Annotated in this window: 17 protein-coding genes and 1 pseudogene; 2 read left to right on the forward strand and 16 right to left on the reverse strand. The window is 63.5% G+C overall.

The window, feature by feature from the left end:
• Positions 1-12: 12 nt before the first annotated feature.
• The 13 genes and pseudogenes from paaI to Q3C01_RS05740 all read right to left on the reverse strand — a co-directional run bounded on the left by paaI (position 13) and on the right by Q3C01_RS05740 (position 10,454).
• Positions 13-462, reverse strand: coding sequence for a hydroxyphenylacetyl-CoA thioesterase PaaI (gene paaI, locus Q3C01_RS05680; RefSeq protein WP_458144352.1), 450 nt, complete (start codon positions 460-462; stop codon positions 13-15).
• Between the two features lie 101 nt (positions 463-563).
• Positions 564-1,646: a 1,2-phenylacetyl-CoA epoxidase subunit PaaE gene (gene paaE / locus Q3C01_RS05685; RefSeq protein WP_458144353.1), complete on the reverse strand. Its 1,083-nt coding sequence runs from the start codon at positions 1,644-1,646 to the stop codon at positions 564-566.
• A 2-nt stretch (positions 1,647-1,648) separates the two neighbouring features.
• Positions 1,649-2,152, reverse strand: coding sequence for a 1,2-phenylacetyl-CoA epoxidase subunit PaaD (gene paaD, locus Q3C01_RS05690; protein WP_458144354.1), 504 nt, complete (start codon positions 2,150-2,152; stop codon positions 1,649-1,651).
• Entirely contained in the window at positions 2,146-2,922 is a 777-nt protein-coding gene (gene paaC / locus Q3C01_RS05695; protein WP_458144355.1) for a 1,2-phenylacetyl-CoA epoxidase subunit PaaC, read from the reverse strand. Before paaC ends, paaD begins: the two co-directional genes overlap by 7 nt.
• On the reverse strand, positions 2,922-3,209 hold the full coding sequence (paaB, locus tag Q3C01_RS05700; RefSeq protein WP_458144356.1) for a 1,2-phenylacetyl-CoA epoxidase subunit PaaB: 288 nt from the start codon (positions 3,207-3,209) through the stop codon (positions 2,922-2,924). The genes paaC and paaB overlap by 1 nt, the downstream gene beginning before the upstream one ends.
• 10 nt (positions 3,210-3,219) lie before the next feature.
• Positions 3,220-4,212 carry a 1,2-phenylacetyl-CoA epoxidase subunit PaaA gene (gene paaA, locus Q3C01_RS05705; protein WP_458144357.1) on the reverse strand — a complete coding sequence of 331 codons (993 nt, stop codon included), beginning with the start codon at positions 4,210-4,212 and terminating at the stop codon, positions 3,220-3,222.
• A gap of 76 nt (positions 4,213-4,288) precedes the next feature.
• Complete coding sequence (gene paaX / locus Q3C01_RS05710; RefSeq protein ID WP_458144358.1) at positions 4,289-5,155, reverse strand: phenylacetic acid degradation operon negative regulatory protein PaaX; 867 nt, start codon at positions 5,153-5,155, stop codon at positions 4,289-4,291.
• Between the two features lie 169 nt (positions 5,156-5,324).
• Entirely contained in the window at positions 5,325-6,095 is a 771-nt protein-coding gene (locus Q3C01_RS05715; protein WP_458144359.1) for an esterase/lipase family protein, read from the reverse strand.
• Positions 6,096-6,282: 187 nt separating this feature from the next.
• A complete protein-coding gene (locus Q3C01_RS05720) occupies positions 6,283-7,569 on the reverse strand; it encodes a DUF445 domain-containing protein (RefSeq protein WP_458144360.1) in 1,287 nt (428 codons plus the stop codon).
• Positions 7,570-7,744: 175 nt separating this feature from the next.
• Positions 7,745-8,197, reverse strand: coding sequence for a phasin (locus Q3C01_RS05725; protein ID WP_458144361.1), 453 nt, complete (start codon positions 8,195-8,197; stop codon positions 7,745-7,747).
• A gap of 214 nt (positions 8,198-8,411) precedes the next feature.
• Positions 8,412-9,005, reverse strand: coding sequence for a GNAT family N-acetyltransferase (locus Q3C01_RS05730; RefSeq protein ID WP_458144362.1), 594 nt, complete (start codon positions 9,003-9,005; stop codon positions 8,412-8,414).
• A complete protein-coding gene (locus tag Q3C01_RS05735) occupies positions 9,002-10,084 on the reverse strand; it encodes an alpha/beta fold hydrolase (RefSeq protein ID WP_458144363.1) in 1,083 nt (360 codons plus the stop codon). Before Q3C01_RS05735 ends, Q3C01_RS05730 begins: the two co-directional genes overlap by 4 nt.
• Positions 10,081-10,454 (reverse strand): annotated as a pseudogene (locus Q3C01_RS05740) (hypothetical protein). The gene Q3C01_RS05735 and the pseudogene Q3C01_RS05740 overlap by 4 nt, the downstream one beginning before the upstream one ends.
• 161 nt (positions 10,455-10,615) lie before the next feature.
• On the opposite strand from Q3C01_RS05740, the gene Q3C01_RS05745 reads away from it, so the two are divergent.
• Positions 10,616-11,542 carry an alpha/beta fold hydrolase gene (locus Q3C01_RS05745; protein ID WP_458144364.1) on the forward strand — a complete coding sequence of 309 codons (927 nt, stop codon included), beginning with the start codon at positions 10,616-10,618 and terminating at the stop codon, positions 11,540-11,542.
• 131 nt (positions 11,543-11,673) lie between these two features.
• Positions 11,674-12,138: a nuclear transport factor 2 family protein gene (locus Q3C01_RS05750; protein WP_458144365.1), complete on the forward strand. Its 465-nt coding sequence runs from the start codon at positions 11,674-11,676 to the stop codon at positions 12,136-12,138.
• A 29-nt stretch (positions 12,139-12,167) separates the two neighbouring features.
• On the opposite strand, the gene Q3C01_RS05755 is transcribed toward Q3C01_RS05750, so the two are convergent.
• The 3 genes from Q3C01_RS05755 to Q3C01_RS05765 all read right to left on the reverse strand — a co-directional run bounded on the left by Q3C01_RS05755 (position 12,168) and on the right by Q3C01_RS05765 (position 17,334).
• Positions 12,168-12,842, reverse strand: coding sequence for a spermidine synthase family protein (locus Q3C01_RS05755; protein WP_458144366.1), 675 nt, complete (start codon positions 12,840-12,842; stop codon positions 12,168-12,170).
• Positions 12,843-12,970: 128 nt separating this feature from the next.
• A complete protein-coding gene (locus Q3C01_RS05760) occupies positions 12,971-16,207 on the reverse strand; it encodes a bifunctional cytochrome P450/NADPH--P450 reductase (RefSeq protein WP_458144367.1) in 3,237 nt (1,078 codons plus the stop codon).
• 131 nt (positions 16,208-16,338) lie between these two features.
• Positions 16,339-17,334: an alpha/beta fold hydrolase gene (locus Q3C01_RS05765; protein ID WP_458144368.1), complete on the reverse strand. Its 996-nt coding sequence runs from the start codon at positions 17,332-17,334 to the stop codon at positions 16,339-16,341.
• Position 17,335: the final 1 nt, after the last annotated feature.

The following is a 17,335-nucleotide window of genomic DNA, read 5'->3' on the forward strand; positions in this document are numbered from 1 at the left end:
TTGTTCTTGTGTTCACTGATCTTGCGTCGGCAGCCACGTGCCAGGAATGACACGCGAATGCCCACGGAATTCGGCGATGACGATGTCACCAGCGCTAACGCGCACGTCGTAGATTCCGGAACGACCGCCGCGGCTGATTTCGCGCGCTCTTGCGACGAGACGATCGCCGAGCCTGCCCGGCTTGACGAAGGTGATCTGCCCTTGCGCCGCAACCACGCGCTCATTGTGCGAGTTGCAGGCGAAAGCGAAGGCGGAATCGGCCAGCGTAAAGATGAAGCCGCCATGGGCAATGCGCTGGCCGTTGACCATGTCCGGTCGCACCGTCATCGCCAGCGTCGCAAAGCCCGGGCCGATCTCGACGATCTCCATGCCGAGACCTTTCGAGGCATCGTCCTCCGCCCACATCGCATCGGCGCAGGCGCGGGCGACGTCTTCCGGTGACAGGGCTGCTTTGACGTTCACTCCGCGTCTCCTACCTGTTCTTTTGCGCCCGATGTTCTGCCGATCGCTCAAAACTGTCAAATAATGCGACGCATTTGCATCATCAGGTTCTGATGCACCGCTCAGACATGGTCGTAGTCGACCACGACTCGCTCCGACGTCGGCTTGGCCTGGCAGGTCAGGACGAAACCTGCCTTCAGCTCCCAGGGCTCCAGCGAATAATTGATGTCCATCGGCGCCTCGCCCTCGACCAGCTTGGCTCGGCAGGTCGAACACATGCCGCCCTTGCAGGCGAAGGGCAGATCGACGCCGGCGCGGAGCGCGGCATCGAGAATGGCTTCGTCCTCGGCGACCGGAACGTCGCGGCGCTTGCCGTCGATGATCAGCGACGCGATGGCCTTGGGCGGCGCATCGACCGCGACCGCCTTCTTCGGACGCGGCTTGCCGCCGAACTCGGACACGAAGCGCTCGACATGGATGCGATCGTCCGCAATGCCGAGGTCGCGGCAGGTGGCCTCGATCTCCTCGCTCATGCCAGATGGACCGCAGACGAAGACGTGATCGACACTTGCGGCCGGCACCAGCGAGCGCAGCAGAACCCTCACCTTCTCGCCGTCGAGCCGGCCATGCAGGATCGGAATGTCCTGCTCCTCGCCGGAAATGACGTGAAAGATCGAAAGGCGATCGATGAATCGGTCCTTGAGTTCCTCGAGCGCCTCCAGGAACATGATGTTGTCGGTCGCGCGATTGCCGTAGAACAGGAAGAAGCGGCTGTTCGGCTCGCGCGCCAGCACGCCCTTCACGATCGACAGGATCGGCGTGATGCCCGACCCCGCGGCAAAGCCGACATGGACGCGCGCAGTGTCCACCCGAGGGATCGCACCGAAGCGGCCGGTTGGCGTCATCACGTCGAGCTCGTCGCCGCACTTCAATTCGTCCGCCACCCAATTCGAAAACGCGCCGCCGTCGACCTTCTTCACGGCGATGCGAAGCTCGCCGTCGTCAGGACCCGAGCAGATCGAATAGGAGCGGCGCACCTCCTCACCCTCGAGCATGGTGCGCAGCGTCAGATATTGGCCGGGCGAGAATGCATAGTCGTCGGCGAGCTCGCCCGGGATGGCGAAGGTCATCGACACGGCGTCCGAGGCTTCGCGACGGAGGTCGTTGACGGCGAGGCGATGAAAACGTGGAGCGGCTGCGGACATGGTCAATGACACTTGAAGTAGTCGAAGGGCTCACGGCAGGACTTGCAGCGCCAGAGCGCCTTGCAGGAGGTCGAGCCGAATTCGGACAACAGCTCGGCATTCTCAGAACCGCATTGCGGGCACGCGACGGCCTGCTCACCGAACAGCGCGCGGCGCGAGCTTGAGGCCTGCGGCGGCGCGATGCCATAGGCATGCAGCTTGCGGCGGCCGTCCTCGCTCATCCAGTCGGTGGTCCAGGCCGGCGACAAGACCGTGCGAACCTTGGGCCGCGCAAAACCGGCGCGCTCCAGTGCCAGCTCGATTTCGAGCGCGATCATGTTCATCGCGGGGCAGCCGGAATAGGTCGGCGTGATCGCGACTTCGACGCGATCACCGTCAACGGCGACATCCCGCAGCACGCCGAGATCGGCAATGGTCAGCACCGGGATCTCCGGATCGACCACGCTTGCCGCAACGTCCCATGCGCGCTGGCGCAGATCGCTTTCGCTCTCGAGAGCCGTCACCATGTCAGCCCCGGAAAGGTACGCTGCATCGATTGCAGCTCGCTAAGGAGATGGCCGAGATGCTCGCTGTGCCGACCGGCGCGGCCGCCCTGCTGCATCCAGTCGTTTTGCGGCAGCATGAGCGTCGCCTCGCTGAGGACATTGGAGAGTATCTTCAGCCAGGGATCGCGCAACGTCGCCGGATCGATCGCGATGCCGGCATCGATCAGGCCGCGCTCGTCATCGTCGACCGCAAACATCTCGCCGGTGAAGGCCCAGAAATGATCGATCGCGGCTTGCGCACGGGAGTGGCTCTCCTCGGTGCCGTCGCCGAGCCGGATGATCCATTCCGAGGAATGGCGCAAGTGATAAGCGCTCTCCTTCTCGGATTTGGCGGCGATCGCTGCCAGCGTCGTATCGCGCGAATTCATCATCGCCCGCCAGTAGAGGTCGGCGAAGGCGGAATAGAAGAACTGGCGCACCAGGGTCTGGGCGAAATCGCCGTTCGGCTGCTCGACCAGCAGCAGGTTGCGATATTGCCTCACGTCGCGCAGGTAAGCGAGCTTGTCCTCGTCGTTGCCTTGGTCTTCGACCTTGGCCGCATAGGTGTAGAGCTCGCGGGCCTGGCCGATGAGGTCGAGCGCGATGTTGGAGAGCGCCATATCCTCTTCCAGCATCGGCGTATGCCCGCACCATTCCGACAGCCGATGCCCGAGGATCAGCGCATCATCGGCGCGCCGCAAGGTGTAGAGCACCAGCGGCGTCTCGGAGACCTGGATGTTGGCGACTGGCATCACATGTGCCCCACGTCTTCAGGCACCTCATAAAACGTCGGATGCCGGTAGATCTTGGATTCCGCCGGCTCGAACATCATGCCCTTCTCCGCGGGATCGCTTGCGGTGATCGCGGTCGAGGGCACCACCCAGATCGACAGCCCCTCGCCTCTGCGTGTGTAGATGTCGCGGGCGGCCTGCAAGGCCATGGTGGCGTCGCTCGCATGCAGCGAGCCGACATGCTTGTGCGCGAGCCCGTTGCGGCTGCGAATGAAGACTTCCCACAGCGGCGTGTTCGGCGTGGCCATCGTGATCTCCCTATTCGGCGGCTTGCGCGGTCTGGCGATGCTGGCGTTTCGCCGCATAGGCGGCAGCGGCCTCACGCACCCAGGCGCCTTCGTCATGCGCCTTCCGGCGCGCGGCGATGCGGTCGCGGTTGCAGGGGCCGTTGCCGGCGAGCACCTGTTTGAATTCGGTCCAGTCGATCTCGCTGTAGCGCCAGTGTCCGTCGGCATCCTGCGTCATGCCGGGATCGGGAATGGTGAGGCCGAGATACTGCGCCTGCGGCACGGTGGCATCGACGAATTTCTGGCGCAGCTCGTCATTGGAGAAGCGCTTGATCTTCCATTTCGTCGAGGTGTCGCTGTGCTGGCTCGCAGCATCGGGCGGCCCGAACATCATCAGCACCGGCCACCACCAGCGGTTCAAAGCGTCCTGCGCCATCGCCTTCTGCTCATCCGAGCCGCGGCATAGCGTCAGCATGATCTCGTACCCCTGGCGCTGGTGGAAGGACTCCTCCTTGCAGACGCGGATCATCGCGCGCGCGTAGGGACCATACGAGCAGCGGCACAGCGGGATCTGGTTCATGATCGCGGCGCCATCAACCAGCCAGCCGATGGTACCGATGTCGGCCCAGGTCAGGGTCGGATAGTTGAAGATCGAGGAATACTTGGCCTTGCCGGCGAGCATCGCATCGACCAGCTCCTCGCGCGATGAGCCGAGCGTCTCGGCGGCGGCATAGAGATAGAGCCCGTGGCCGCATTCGTCCTGCACTTTCGCGAGCAGCGCTGCCTTGCGCCGTAGCGTCGGCGCGCGGGTGATCCAATTGCCCTCGGGCAACATTCCAACGATTTCGGAATGGGCGTGCTGCGAGATCTGGCGGGTAAGCGTCTTGCGATAGGCGACCGGCATCCAGTCGTTCGGCTCGATGCGCTCCTCGGCATCGATGCGCGCCTGGAACTGCGCAGCCTTAGCGGCATCCTCGAGGCCGCGATCGTCTGCCTCGGCCGTATTCAGCGCCTGGGTATACATGCGCATCCTCCCGATTTGTTGGAAGGCAATATATAACAGAAATTACATCATGCAAGATAATTCTGTAACATAAAACTCAAGCCTCGAACCTCCTTTCCAAGAGCTTCCGCGCGGCCGGCAATGGTCCCTTTTCGTTGGTTCCATGGTCATCAAGCCATTGTTCCGACGTGACCAGGAGCGCGCGATAGATCTCGCTGCAGAGCTCGCGTGCCGCCCTGCCCGGCCAGTCCGCCGGCAGCAACTCGCCCGGCAGCAGGGGATCGCGCAGCACCACACGGCGATAGTAGTGGATCAAGAGGATGCGCGCGGTGAAGGCGTCGGCGTCGGAGAGGTCGGTGCCGCGTGCAATCGCGGCATGCAGCGGCTCGAACATCTTCATGAATTTCAGATAGGCATCGGCGGTACGATCGAGTGGCCAGCTCGCGCTGAGCAGGCGGCGGCCGCTGTCATCCTCGGCCGAGACCTCGAGGCGGATCGCCCCGGCTGCCTCGTCGGGCACTGGCACGCCCGATGGCGCAACCCACACGCCCGGCAGCGGACTGCCAAAGCCGGCATTGCGCAGCGCCTCACGCGAGGCGTCGCGGTCCTCGCCGTTACCGATCAGCAGCAGCTCGAAGCGGCCGGTCCAGTCGGATGGCGGCGGATCGTAGATGTGACGCGTCGCGGCCTCGAAGGTCTGACGCCCCTTTTCGGCGAGGCGATAAAAGCTGTTGCGGCCCACCTTTTCGCGCGTCAGCCAGCCGTCGGCGGCAAGCCGCGACATCGCAGTACGAACGACGCCGCTGTCGATGTCGAGGCTTTCAAAGAATTCGAGCAATGTGCCGAGCCACACAGAGCCGCCGCGCGGCACGATGGCATCGCCGAACACGGTGATGACGATGGAGCCGGTGCGCGACGGCTCGCGCTTGAGCTGGTCGACGATGCGGGAAAGCGGATGCGCCATGTGGGAGGCATAGCGCGATTTGCGCTAATGCCAAAGCTGGGCTTGATCCTTCGAGACGGCGCGTCGAGCCTCCTCAGGGTGAGGTCGAACAGCTATCGCGGGGATTCAATCACAACCCTCATGGTGAAGAGCGCGGCAAAGCCGCGCGTCTCGAACCATGAAGGTCCGCTCACCGATGCGGATCCGGATAAGCCAGGCTGCGCCAGCCGCCGCGATCGAAAGGCTGCCACTGGCCTTCCTTCTGCGCCAGACGATCGGCCACCGCGTAAACCGCCGCAGGGTGGTGACCCATGCCACAATGGCTGCTTTCGACCTCGATGCTCTCGGTCTGGGCACCCGTCTTCTCCATGCAGCCTTGCCAGGCGCAGACGCCGTCGGTGCGGCTGAAGATGGCGGTGGTCGGCACCGGCGGCGGGACGGCGAGTTCGCCGCCGAAGCGCGGATCGACCTCGTCGGCCTTGCGCCCGCTCGCCCATTCATAGACGCGCCAGGCGTTGGTCGAGCGCGGATCGCCTGCAAAGGGGCTGCCGAGCGTAATCACCTGCCGCACGCGCTCCGGCGTCATCTTGGCGAGCTGGCGCGCGTAGAGACCCCCTAGGCTCCAGCCGACCAGGCTGATCTTGCGACCATGGATATCGCTGAGCTCCTGGACGAGATCGACCATCGCATGCTGCACGCCCGGGCGCAGGCCATAGTTGCGGCCCTGGCGCCAGCCGCTGACGGCATAGCCCTTGCCCTTGAGGAACGAACGCAGCGGCCGCGTGGAAGCGTCGGAAGCAACAAGGCCGGGCAAAACCAGCACCGGATGGCCGTCGCCGCGCGGCGCGAGGCTGAGGAGCGGCAGCGCGCCGAGGAATGCGCCGAGCTCGTGGATCGCCCGCCCCTCCAGAAACATCAGGGTGCGGGAGGGCGGGCGCAGCGTCTGGGCTGTAGCGGTCATCACTGTTTCCTCTGGAGGCACCGGCCGCGATTGCCGGTAGATGGGCATGAATTCCAAGACGACGGCTTCTTGATCGTTCCGCAGCGCAACATGAATCAGCTAGGCGGCCGGTTCCCGACATTCAAGCCGGTGAAAACGGGAGCGACAATAGGCCCGCGCGTTAAAGCTGAGGGGCGTGACGCAAAAGTCACAGCAATCGAAGCAGGAATTCACCCGTGTACAGCGCAAGGCCTGCGAGTCCGCCGATCAGCGAGCCGTTGAAGCGAATGTATTGCAGGTCGCGGCCGATGTTGATTTCGATCAGCGAAATCAACTGCGTCATATTCCACGCCTTGACCTGGTCGGAGATGAAGGTCGAGACGCCGCTCTTCTGATCGGCGATGAAGCTGCGTAGCACCGTGACCAGGCCCTTGTTGATCTCGCCGCGGAGCTCAGCGTCGCCCGCGAGCGCCTCGCCAGCCGCGACGAGCATGCCTGCGAGATGATGCTGAAGCACCTGCGTCTCGCCGGACGCGCTGCGCTCGATGAAGGCGCGGGTGTTGGCCCAGACAGTGCGCGCCAGATCCGCTAGCTCGGGCCGCGCCAGCAGATCCCGCTTCAGGCCATCGATGCGGTCGATATAGGTCTGGTCGGTGCCGAGCCGGTCGACAAAGGCCAGCACCATGCGGTCGAACTCGCCGCGGAACGGATGCTTGGGATCGCCGCGCACCTCCTCGAAGAAGGCGCTGGCGGAGGCCACGATCTTGTTCACGAGAAACTTGTCAGCACGGTATAGCCTGAGCAAAGTCGGCAACTCAGCGCGCACCTTCTCGCGGATCATCGCCATGGTCTCCTTGCCCGTCAGCGTGTCGTGCATGACGCGCAGGAGATCGTCGAACAGCACCTGGTGCCGCCCCTCCGCCACGAAGCCGCGCAGCGTGCCGGCCGCGAGCGGCGCCAGGTTGATGGCTTGCAGTTGCGACGACATGCGGCGGATGATGAAGGTCATCAGGCCCGAGCTTTCGGTCGCGGAAAACGCCTCCGGCAACAGCCGCAGCGCAAAGCGCGCGAGATCGTCGCTGCGCTTGCGCTCGCGCAGCCAGTCGGCAACGAAAGAGCCGAAGTCGATCTCGTTCAGCTTCGCCTCGACCGGGCCCGCCTCGAGGAAATGCACCTGGATGAATTCGCCGAGCTTGTCCGCGATGCGGGCCTGATTGCTCTGGATGATCGCGGTGTGCGGGATCGGCAAGCCGAGCGGCCGCTTGAACAGCGCTACAACGGCGTACCAGTCGGCGAGCCCGCCGATGGTCGCGGCTTCCGCGAACGCCGCGATGAAGCCGAATATGGGATGCACGTTGAGCAGCCATTTCGCGACCACGAACAGCGCGAGCGTCGAAGCCAGCACGAACGTCGCCAGCGCCTTCACGCGCCGCAGTTCGGCTGCGCGCTCGGCATCGCCGGGAGCATCGAAGGAGAAGGTGCCGGGTGTGGTCATGACCGGATCACAGTATCCGTCATTGCGAGCGAAGCGAAGCAATCCAGAATCTTTCCGCGGAAGGACGCTGGATTGCTTCGTCGCTCCGCCTCCTCGCAATGACGAGAGAGCGAAAAAAACAAGGCCCGCCGAAGCGGGCCTTAAAAAACTCAGTTTCTCGACTTAGACGCACACATCAGGCGGTCTTGTAGACCTTCGCGAAATTGTCCTGAGCGGACTTCGCACCGTTGGCGGCGAGCTTGCCGAGATAGTCAGTGGTCGCCTTGGCGCGCGAGACGAACACTTCGCTGCGGGCACGGAGCAGGCCGGACTGGATCTCGACGGCTTCGCTGATCGACTTGGCCGAAGCGAGCTTGTCGATGCCGGAGAAGAACGCCTCGGCGTCCTCATAGATCGCCTGCTGGATGTTGCGGCTGATCTTGCCGGCCTCGGAGACGGAATCGGTCACCGCATTCTCGATGGCGGCGGTCACCCGCTCGGAGCCAGCGAAAACCTCGGCAGCGCGGTCCTTGGCGGTGTTGGCAGTCTTCTTGACGAATTCGCGGGCAGCCTCGGGAACTTCCAGGTTCTGGATGTTCTTGAACGCGTCCTTGAAGCCCTCGAAAGCGGGGTTGGTTTCGGTCGTCATGGGGTCTCTCCATCCTCAATTGTCTGAGCTATGGGCTCACCCCGTCCGGATTGGCCCGGGGCACGGCTTATATGGCATAGTTAATTGTGCGATGCAATATTCATATTGCACTGCGATATCACGAAATCGTGAAAAGCCTTTACGGAAGGCATTGTGATGCCTCCCTAGCCGCTTCGGGATCCGTTGGATCCAAACTGAGCCTGACTGCCGGGCTCTAGTGCTGGACAGCGCCTGGCAGTCCGTAGGCCTCCATCTGGGCCTGGACCTGCGCGATGTTGTGCCCGAGCACGACGATGTCGTGGGTCTTGCCGTCGATATCCCGGACATGGTCGCGCAACAGCGCTTCGGCCTTGAAGCCGAGGCTCTCGAACAGGGCAATCGCTGCCTGCTGATCGACCGTCATCTGGACCGAGAGCTTTTCGAGGCCAGCACCGAGCGCGAGCGCAAAGGTCTCCTGCGACACCGCCCGTCCGACTCCCTTCCCGCGCACGTCTGATGACACCACCATCCGGATCTCGCCGACATGCGGCGACCAGGAATGCGGATCGCGCACCAGCGTGCCGCAGCCGACGACCGTGCCACCCCTGACCGCCAGCAGGCTCGTGATCGCACCGCGTTCGATCTCCTTGACCCAGGCCGAGAGCACCTTCGGCTCGCTGATGTTGCGCGGCAGGAACAGGAGATCATGAGGCGGCAGCGCCTTGCCGAAAGCGAGCACGGCCGCTTCGTCCGCCGGCGACATCAGGCGGATCTCGACGTCGCCAGCATCCGTCTTGACGTGACGCGGATAGGAGCGCGGTTCACTCATGTCGATCTCTTCCCCAGCCAGGAGTCCAGTTTCGGCCACAGCCGCCGAACCGCGTTGGCGCCGGCGACGAGCGAGACGTGGCCGCCCTTCAGCATCACCTCTTCCTTGTCCTCGGACCCGATCTTCGTGATCAGGTGCTTCGCGGCTTCATACGGCACGATGTGATCGTGCTCGGCCACCGCATGCAGGATCGGCACCTTGATGTCTTCGAGCTTTGCCGCTCGTCCCCCGACCGACATGGTGTCGTTGAAGAGCTTGTTGTCCCACATCAGGTCCTTGGTGATGGCGCGGAAATATTCGCCGGCGAGCGGCAGCGTATCGGTCGCCCAGCGGTCGAACATCCGGTAGGATTTCACGAACTCATCGTTCCAGATGTTCTCCCAGAGCTGGATCTGGCTCACCGTGCGCGAGGCCGGGCGCAGCATCTCGAAGGAGGAGAGTATCATCTCCGGCGGCACGTTGCCGATACTGTCGACGAGACGATCGACGTCGAAATAGCGGCGGTCGGAGAAATTTGAGAACAGCTTCATCTCGCGGAAATCGATGGGCGTGGTGAAGCAGATCAGATTTTTCATCGGCCCGTCGTTGACGATCGAGCCGTAGAGCAGCGAAAGCACGCCGCCGAAGCAATAGCCAATGATGGAGACGTCCTCCTCTCCGGAATCCTGCTGCACGCGGCGGATGCAATCGGGGATAAAGTCGAGAACGTAGTCCTCCATCGCCAGGCTCTTCTCTTCCGGCCGCGGCGCGGTCCAGTCGAGCATGTAAACGTCGTAGCCGCGCTTCAGGAGGAACTCGATGAAGCTTTGGCCCGGCACGAGATCGAGGATGTAGCCGCGGTTGGTGGTGGCCATCACGATCAGCACCGGCACGCGGTAGATCTCGTCCGACATCGGGCGGTAGTGATAGAGGCTCATCGTGCCGCGCGAATGCAGCACGTCCTTCGGCGTCGACCCGAGCTTGGGGCCGGAGGTCGAGAAATATTCGACGCCCTTGATGCTGCGCATGATGGCGCGCTGCACCTCGGACTGGATGCGCTCCGGGATCTCTGCGAAATCAAGTCCCGTCCGCGCATTCATTTCGGCTCTCCGGATGGGGGACGTTTGGTCCGCGGCGGCCTCGGCGCCGCGCTCATCTGCGATCCAACAGAGGCGCCTGACATCTGGCTGAGCATGGACTTGATCTCGCCGAGCTGACTTTCGATGGATTGCAGCCGTTCGGCAATTCCGGTCATCTGCTCACGGCTCGGCAGATTCATCGACAGAAGGTATTTCTCCATGAGTCGCCGAACTGCTTCTGAGCACCCGCAGCAACGCCGCCGGCCCGGTTCATGGCCTGCGAGAATTCGGGCGTCTCCATCGCTTTGGTGGCGAACGAGTTGAAGCCCTTCTCCATCTCGCCAATCATCTTCTGCCACAAGGCGACCGGATCATTGATCTTGTCGGTCATCGGCGTCCTCCAGGTCGAGAGCTGTGTTGCCCTTCTTTTCGCGCCATACCACACCGTTGTGACGGGCGGGTCAACCCACGAGCGGCGGCCTGATGTCGCGCACGCGGCTTCTTTGCGGCGGCAAACCGTGCGATACAACGTTGGTCGCCAGCAAGGGGAACATGCCCGTGAATGCTTCCGCTCATCAGCCGCCGCAGACCGTCCGCGCCAACGGCATCGACATCTGCTATGAGATTTTCGGCAACGACAACGCCGAGCCTCTGCTGCTGATCATGGGCCTGGGTGCCCAGATGATCCACTGGGACGACGCATTCTGCGAACAGCTCGCCGCACGCGGCTTTCGCGTGATCCGCTTCGACAATCGCGACATCGGCAAGTCCAGCCATCTTACCGGCGGCAAGCGGCTGACGCCGTTCGAGCTGTTGAAGCTGCGCTTCCTGAAGATTCCCGTGGCCGCCACCTACAAGCTGATCGACATGGCCAGGGATACGGTCGGCCTGATGGACGCGCTCGGGATCAAGTCGGCGCATCTCGTCGGCGCCTCGATGGGCGGCATGATCGCGCAGGAAATCACGCTGTCGTTTCCGCAGCGCGTGCGCTCGCTCACCTCGATCATGTCGACGACGGGAAATCCACGCGTACCGCCGCCGACCCGCGAGGCGGCTGCCATGCTGATGGCGCCGCCGCCGCGCAGCAAGGAGGAATTCATCGTGCGCTACGGCCAGACCTGGAAAGTGTTGCGCGCCGGCCATTTTCCGGAGGAAGAGGCGCTCGATCCCGGCCGCGCCGAACGAGTGTTCGCGCGCGGACTGAATCCGGCCGGCGTCGGGCGGCAGTTGCGCGCCGTGCTCGCCTCCGGCAGCCGCAAGGAGCGCTTGAACGGCATCAAGACGCCAACGCTCGTCATCCACGGTACCGTGGATCCGCTGGTGCACCCCGAAGGCGGCAAGGACACCGCGGCATCGATCCCCAACGCAACACTTCTGATGATCGACGGCATGGGCCACGCACTGCCGATGCGCTTCTGGCCGCAAATCATCGACGCCGTCGACAAGCACGCACACGGGGCGGCGGCGAAGGCGGCGTAGGACAGTGTGACCAGTCTCCTCCCGGTGACTATGTGAGCTACCGGATACTCTCTTACGGCAGGCCGGCGCGAAAGCTATACAGACGTTCTGCAATCGCGAGGGAAAGAGGCCACGGCCTCTCGGAGCTCACCATGCATCTCATCTTCCGGTCGGGCGCGATGATCGCCGCCTCAATCCTCCTGCTGTCCTTCGCGAGCGGCGGTGCGACTGCTGGCGACGCGAAAGAGGAAGCCAATCGCAGCAACGTGCTTGCCTTCTATGAGAAGGGCCTCAATCAGAAGGACGCCGACGCTGCGCTTGCATATGTCGGCGATCGTTACGTTCAGCACAATCCAAACGCTCCCGACGGCCCGGAGGGTTTTCGCAAATTCATCGGCTTCCTGCGCGAAAAGCTCCCCAACTCGCACAGCGAGATCAAGCGCTCGTTCGTCGACGGCGACTACGTCATCCTGCACGTTCACGCTGTTCGCGAGCCCGGCACCAGGGGCAATGCGATCGTCGATATCTTCAAGCTGGAAAACGGCAAGATCGTCGAGCACTGGGACGTCGTCCAGCCCATTCCCGACAATCCCGCGAACAACAACACGATGTTCTGACGCAGACGGCGTACGGCGGCGAAAATGGCCTAGCTCTTCTTCGCAATCCAGATCACGTGGCGCGCGCCACCGCCTTTTCCGGTGGCGCGGACGTTGACCTCGTTGACCTCGAAGCCCGCAGCACGAAGATGGCGTGAAAACTTCGCATGTGGCCCGGATGACCAGACTGCAAGCACGCCGCCCCGCCGCAGCGCCGTGTGGGCGACTTTCAACCCGGTGACATCGTACAAGGCGTCATTGGCCTTGCGGGTGAGACCTTCCGGGCCATTGTCGACGTCAAGCAGGATCGCATCGAACCCGAGCGGATGTCCTTCGATCAACTGCCCAACATCTGCTTCGCGTATATCAACGCGAGGGTCGTTGAGACTGTCGCCAAAAATCTCGGCCATCGGACCTCGCGCCCATGCCACCACGGCAGGGACCAGCTCGGCCACCACGATCTGCGCCTTGCTTCCGAGCACGGCGAGCGCCGCACGCAGCGTAAAGCCCATACCCAATCCGCCGATGAGGACAACGGGTTTGGCGACCTTCTCGATCTGTTTGGCTGCAAGCGTCGCGAGTGCAGCCTCGGAGCCCGACAGGCGGCTGTTCATCAGCTCGTTGGTGCCGAGCATGATGGAGAACTCTTTGCCGCGGCGCATCAGACGCAGCTCGCCATCGGAGCCGGGTATCCCGGCGGTATCAAGTTTTTCCCAGGGAATCATCCGATGAGCTTTAGCACGATTTGCTTCGTAGCCCGGATGGAGCGAAGCGCAATCCGGGAGTGTTCCCTCCATGAAAGACCGACCCTGATTTCGCTTCGCTCCATCCGGGCTACAACAGCGCGGCTCGGCTATCCGCCCGCCCAGACGTCGAGCACGTAGCGGTTCTTTGTACCAAGCTCCTCGATCCAGCGCGCGCCGGCGGCAGCATCGCTGCCGCTCTTCTCACGATAGATCGCGAGCAGCGCCGCCTTCACGTCGGGCTCCATCTTGCCGCCATCGCCGCAGACATAGATGATCGCGCCCTGCTCGATCAGGCTCCATGCCCTGTCCTTCTGCGCAGCGAGCACGTGCTGCACATAGGTCTTCGGCCCCTCGGCACGCGAGAATGCGGTGAACAGCTCGGTGATGCCGCTCGCTGCAGCTGCCTTCAATTCGTCGGCATAAAGAAAATCCTGATCGGGGTGACGGCAGCCGAAGAACAGCATCGCCGGCCCCAGCTCAGCGCCCTTGGCTTTCCGCGCGGCGCGCTCCTGAAGAAAGCCGCGGAACGGCGCAAGACCCGTGCCCGGGCCGATCATGATGATCGGCACCGACGAATCATCCGGCAGGCGGAAGCCGGCCTTTGTCTCACGCACCGTGGCGTAGATCGTGTCGCCTGCGCGGCGATCGCTGAGATAGTTCGAGCAGATGCCCTTGTAGTTGCCACGACCTGAAGCAGCTGGGCCGCCGACCACACCGACGGTGACGCTGCATCGTGCCGGATCGACCGAGGGCGAAGACGAGATCGAGTAATAGCGCGGCGCCAGCAGCGAGAGCATTTCGAGATAGGCATGGAACGGCAGCTCGCAGGCCGGATATTCGATCAAGAGATCGAATACCGATTTGCGCCTGGCCAGGATCTCGGCACGGTAGCGCTCGCCAGCCTCCGTGTCGTCGCCGACGAAGGCAAGCAGCTTCGGCTTGGTCACCGGGCAGCGCGTGTGTTCCGACATGATCAGGATCTGCTTGCGCGTTGCAACCTGCTGGAGCTCGACGAAATCGGTCAGGAGCTGACCGACCGACACGCTCTCGCCAACCGGCAATTGCGCGCGGCGGCCTTCAGCCACCGCGAGCTTGATCTGGTCGGCCGGCAGGAAGCCAAAGCGGCGTGCCACGGCATCGACCAACGCCGGATCGTTGCGCGGGACCACGCTGAGATGGTCGCCGACGCGGTAACTTACACCTTGCGGCAACTGCACCTCGATATGACGAGTCGAGCGCTCGGACGGGTTGGGCCCGCTCTTGCTCTGGAGCTCGTCGTTGGCCAGGACCTTCATCGCCGCTGTTCCGCCCAGCGCAGCGATCGCGTTGACCGCACCGGGTGCGACCGGCTCGACCTTGTAGAGCGGCTCGTCGTCGGCGCTGCGGCTGAAGTTTTGCGTCAGCCCCCACTCCTTCACGGCCGCGGGCGCGGCAGCGGCGAACCATGTCTCGAACTGGCCGTCGAGATCGCTCCGCGCATCGCCCTCGCCGCGCGCATAGAGGCTGCGTGCGCCATGGGCCGAAAGCTGCTCGTCGATGAAGCGCGGCACGGACTGATAGGTGGCGGCCCAGTCGCTGTTGCCGCAACCGAACACGGCGTAGCGCACTTTTGAGAGCGCGTCCTTCGGCATGGCGCCATGCAGCCATTTGACGAACTGCGTGGCGTTGTCCGGCGGCGCGCCATTGTAGGAGGCGCAGAAGATCAGCACACCACCCTCCACCGGCAGCTTGCCGGCATAATCGTCGAGCGGCGCGAGCTTGCTGGCAAAGCCGTTGACCTCAGCAAGATCGGCAACGCGCATCGCCAGCTCTTCAGCCGTGCCGAGATTGGAGCCATAGAGCACCAGCAGCGGCGTATTATGTCCCGGGCGCGTGGTGGCGCGTGGTGCAGCCGCGCCTGCACTCGTGCTCAGCGTCGCGGGGCCGGAATAGGCGCCGCGTTCGCGATCGGCGCGCGGACGGACCTTGATCTTGAACCCTTCCGGCTTGATCGTCAGCGTTTCCTTGAGCTGCATCTGGTAGCGCTGATGGTCGATCAGCCTGAAGCGCTGGAGGATCATGCCGAGCGCAAGCGCGGCCTCGTGCATGGCAAAGCCTCGGCCGATGCAGGCGCGCTGGCCGTTACCGAACGGCTTCCAGGCATTGACGGGGCGCTTGGCTTCCGCCTCGCGGCTGAAGTTCCCGGGATCGAACGCATCCGGGTTGGGTCCCCAGATGCCGGGGTCGCGATGCAGCGCCGTCACCAGGATCGTGGTGAAGGTGCCCTTCTTCAGCCTGTACTTGCCGCCGCCGATGGTCTCGTCCTTCAGCGGCGAGATGCCGTAGGCCGGCGCCGGCGGCCACAGCCGCAGCGCCTCTTTCAAAACCTGTGTGATGTAGGTGAGCTGCGTCACCTGCTGGTAGGTCGGCTTGGCATTGACGTCGGGACCGAAGACGCGGTCGACCTCGTCATAGGCCTTCTTGAGAATGTCCGGGTGCTTGAGCAGCGCATAAATCGTGTAGGACAACAGACCGCTGGTGGTCTCGTGTCCCGCGATCAGGAACGTATTGATCTGGTAGCGGATGTTGACGTCGTCGAGCTGCTCGCCGGTCGTGCGATCGACGCCGGTCATCATGGCCGCGAGCATGTCCTTCTTGTCGTCCGAGCCTTCCGCGCTCTTGCGCCGCTCGACGATGATCTCGTCGACCATCTTGTTCATGAAGGCCACGTCTTCGGCGAGCGTCTTCCGCCGCTTCTGCATCCAGAGCTGCTCGAACGGCAGGCCTCGGGTCATCATGATGGTCTCGAGCGAGCGCACCAGTGACTCGACGAACGGATGGTAGTCGCGCCGGTAGAACGAGTTGAAGCGGTAGTCGAAGCCGCAGAGACCGATCGTATCCAGCGTCAGCGCGGTCATGTCGTGGACGACGTCGATCTCGTCGTCGGCGTTGAGCCGCTCCCATTTCTTGACGAGCTGCTCGGCGATATCGACCATGCTCGGGTGATAGGATTGCATGGCGCGGTTACCGAAGGGCTGGAGCAGGATGTTGTGGGCCTTGCTCCAGTTCGGCTCGTTGGTGTCGGCCGTGAACAGGCCATCGCCGCCGACGGCGCGCACCCGTCGCAGCGCGCCGCGTACCACCTTGTCGAAGCGCTTCTCGTCGGAGAGCTCGTCGACGAGATCATGGCCGGAGACGATGACGATCGGCGACCCCATCATGTCGAGCCAGAAGATCGGGCCGAGCTCCTTGGCAAGACGCGTCAGATGCTGCACGGGCGCGGCCGAATCCAGCGACAGCATGTTGCCGACCACCGGCTTGGTCGGCGGACGCGGGATCGGGTCCAGACGGTTCTTGGATGACATTTAGCTACGCTTCCCCCAATTGCGTCATTCCGGGGCGATGCGCAGCATCGAACCCGGAATCTCGAGGTTCCGGGTTCGGTCCTGCGGACCGCCCCGGAACGACAGCACAACTCACACCGATGACCGCGTCGTCACCCGAACCGCCTTCTACGCCATTCGATCAGCTTGGCGCTGACCTCTTCCGGCTTTTCCTGCTGCGTCCAATGGCCGCTGTCCCTGACGAGATACTTTTCGAGATCCGGCACCAGCCTCTCCATGCCATCGGCAGCCGAGGGCGGCAGCACCGCGTCGTTCTCGGCCATGATCATCAGAGACGGCACGCGCACGTGATGATCCAGGTCCTTGGAGTTCTGCCAGTTGCGGGTGAAGTTGCGGTACCAGTTGATGCCGCCGGTGAAGCCGGTTTTCGCAAAGGTGTCGACGAACACCTTCTTCTCTTCGGCCGACAGGATCGGCGTGCGCGGATCGAATTTTGCATCGTAGGCCGCAATCATCTGCGGAAACGCCAGGTTGGTCTTTGGCGACGCCCCGACGCCGGCAACCGGCGGCTCGGTCGGCTTCGCGTCCGGCCGTGGCAGCGGCTTGCGCATGAAGGCATCGAAGGTCTGCTCGACGCGGCTGCCAAAAATCCTGTCCGGCTCGCGCGCCGGGTCCTGGAACTGCACGATGTACATCTGGTCGCCGAACCGCTTGCGGAACAGCTCGATCGGATCGGCCGGCGCACGGTCCCAATGCGGCGTGTTCACGCCGACGACGCCGGCGACGCGCGAAGGGTGGCGCAGCGGCATCTGCCAGACGATGAAGCCGCCCCAGTCGTGTCCGACGAAGATCGCCTTGCCGATTTCGAGATGGTCGAGCAGACCGACGAGATCGCCGGTCAGATGTTCCATGTCGTAGTCCTCGACCGGCTCCGGCCGATCGGTCGCGCCATAGCCGCGCTGGTCCGGCGCGATCACGCGGATGCCGGCCTCGCTCAGCGCCTTGATCTGGTGACGCCAGGAGAAGGCGAGCTCCGGCCAACCATGGCACAGCACCATCGGCGGCTTGTCGCTCTTCGGGCCCGCCTCGTAATAGCCCATGCGAATTCCGTTCGTCTGCACGAACTTGAGCGGCGGCATTTCAATCATC

This window comes from Bradyrhizobium sp. UFLA05-109 (assembly GCF_054185165.1).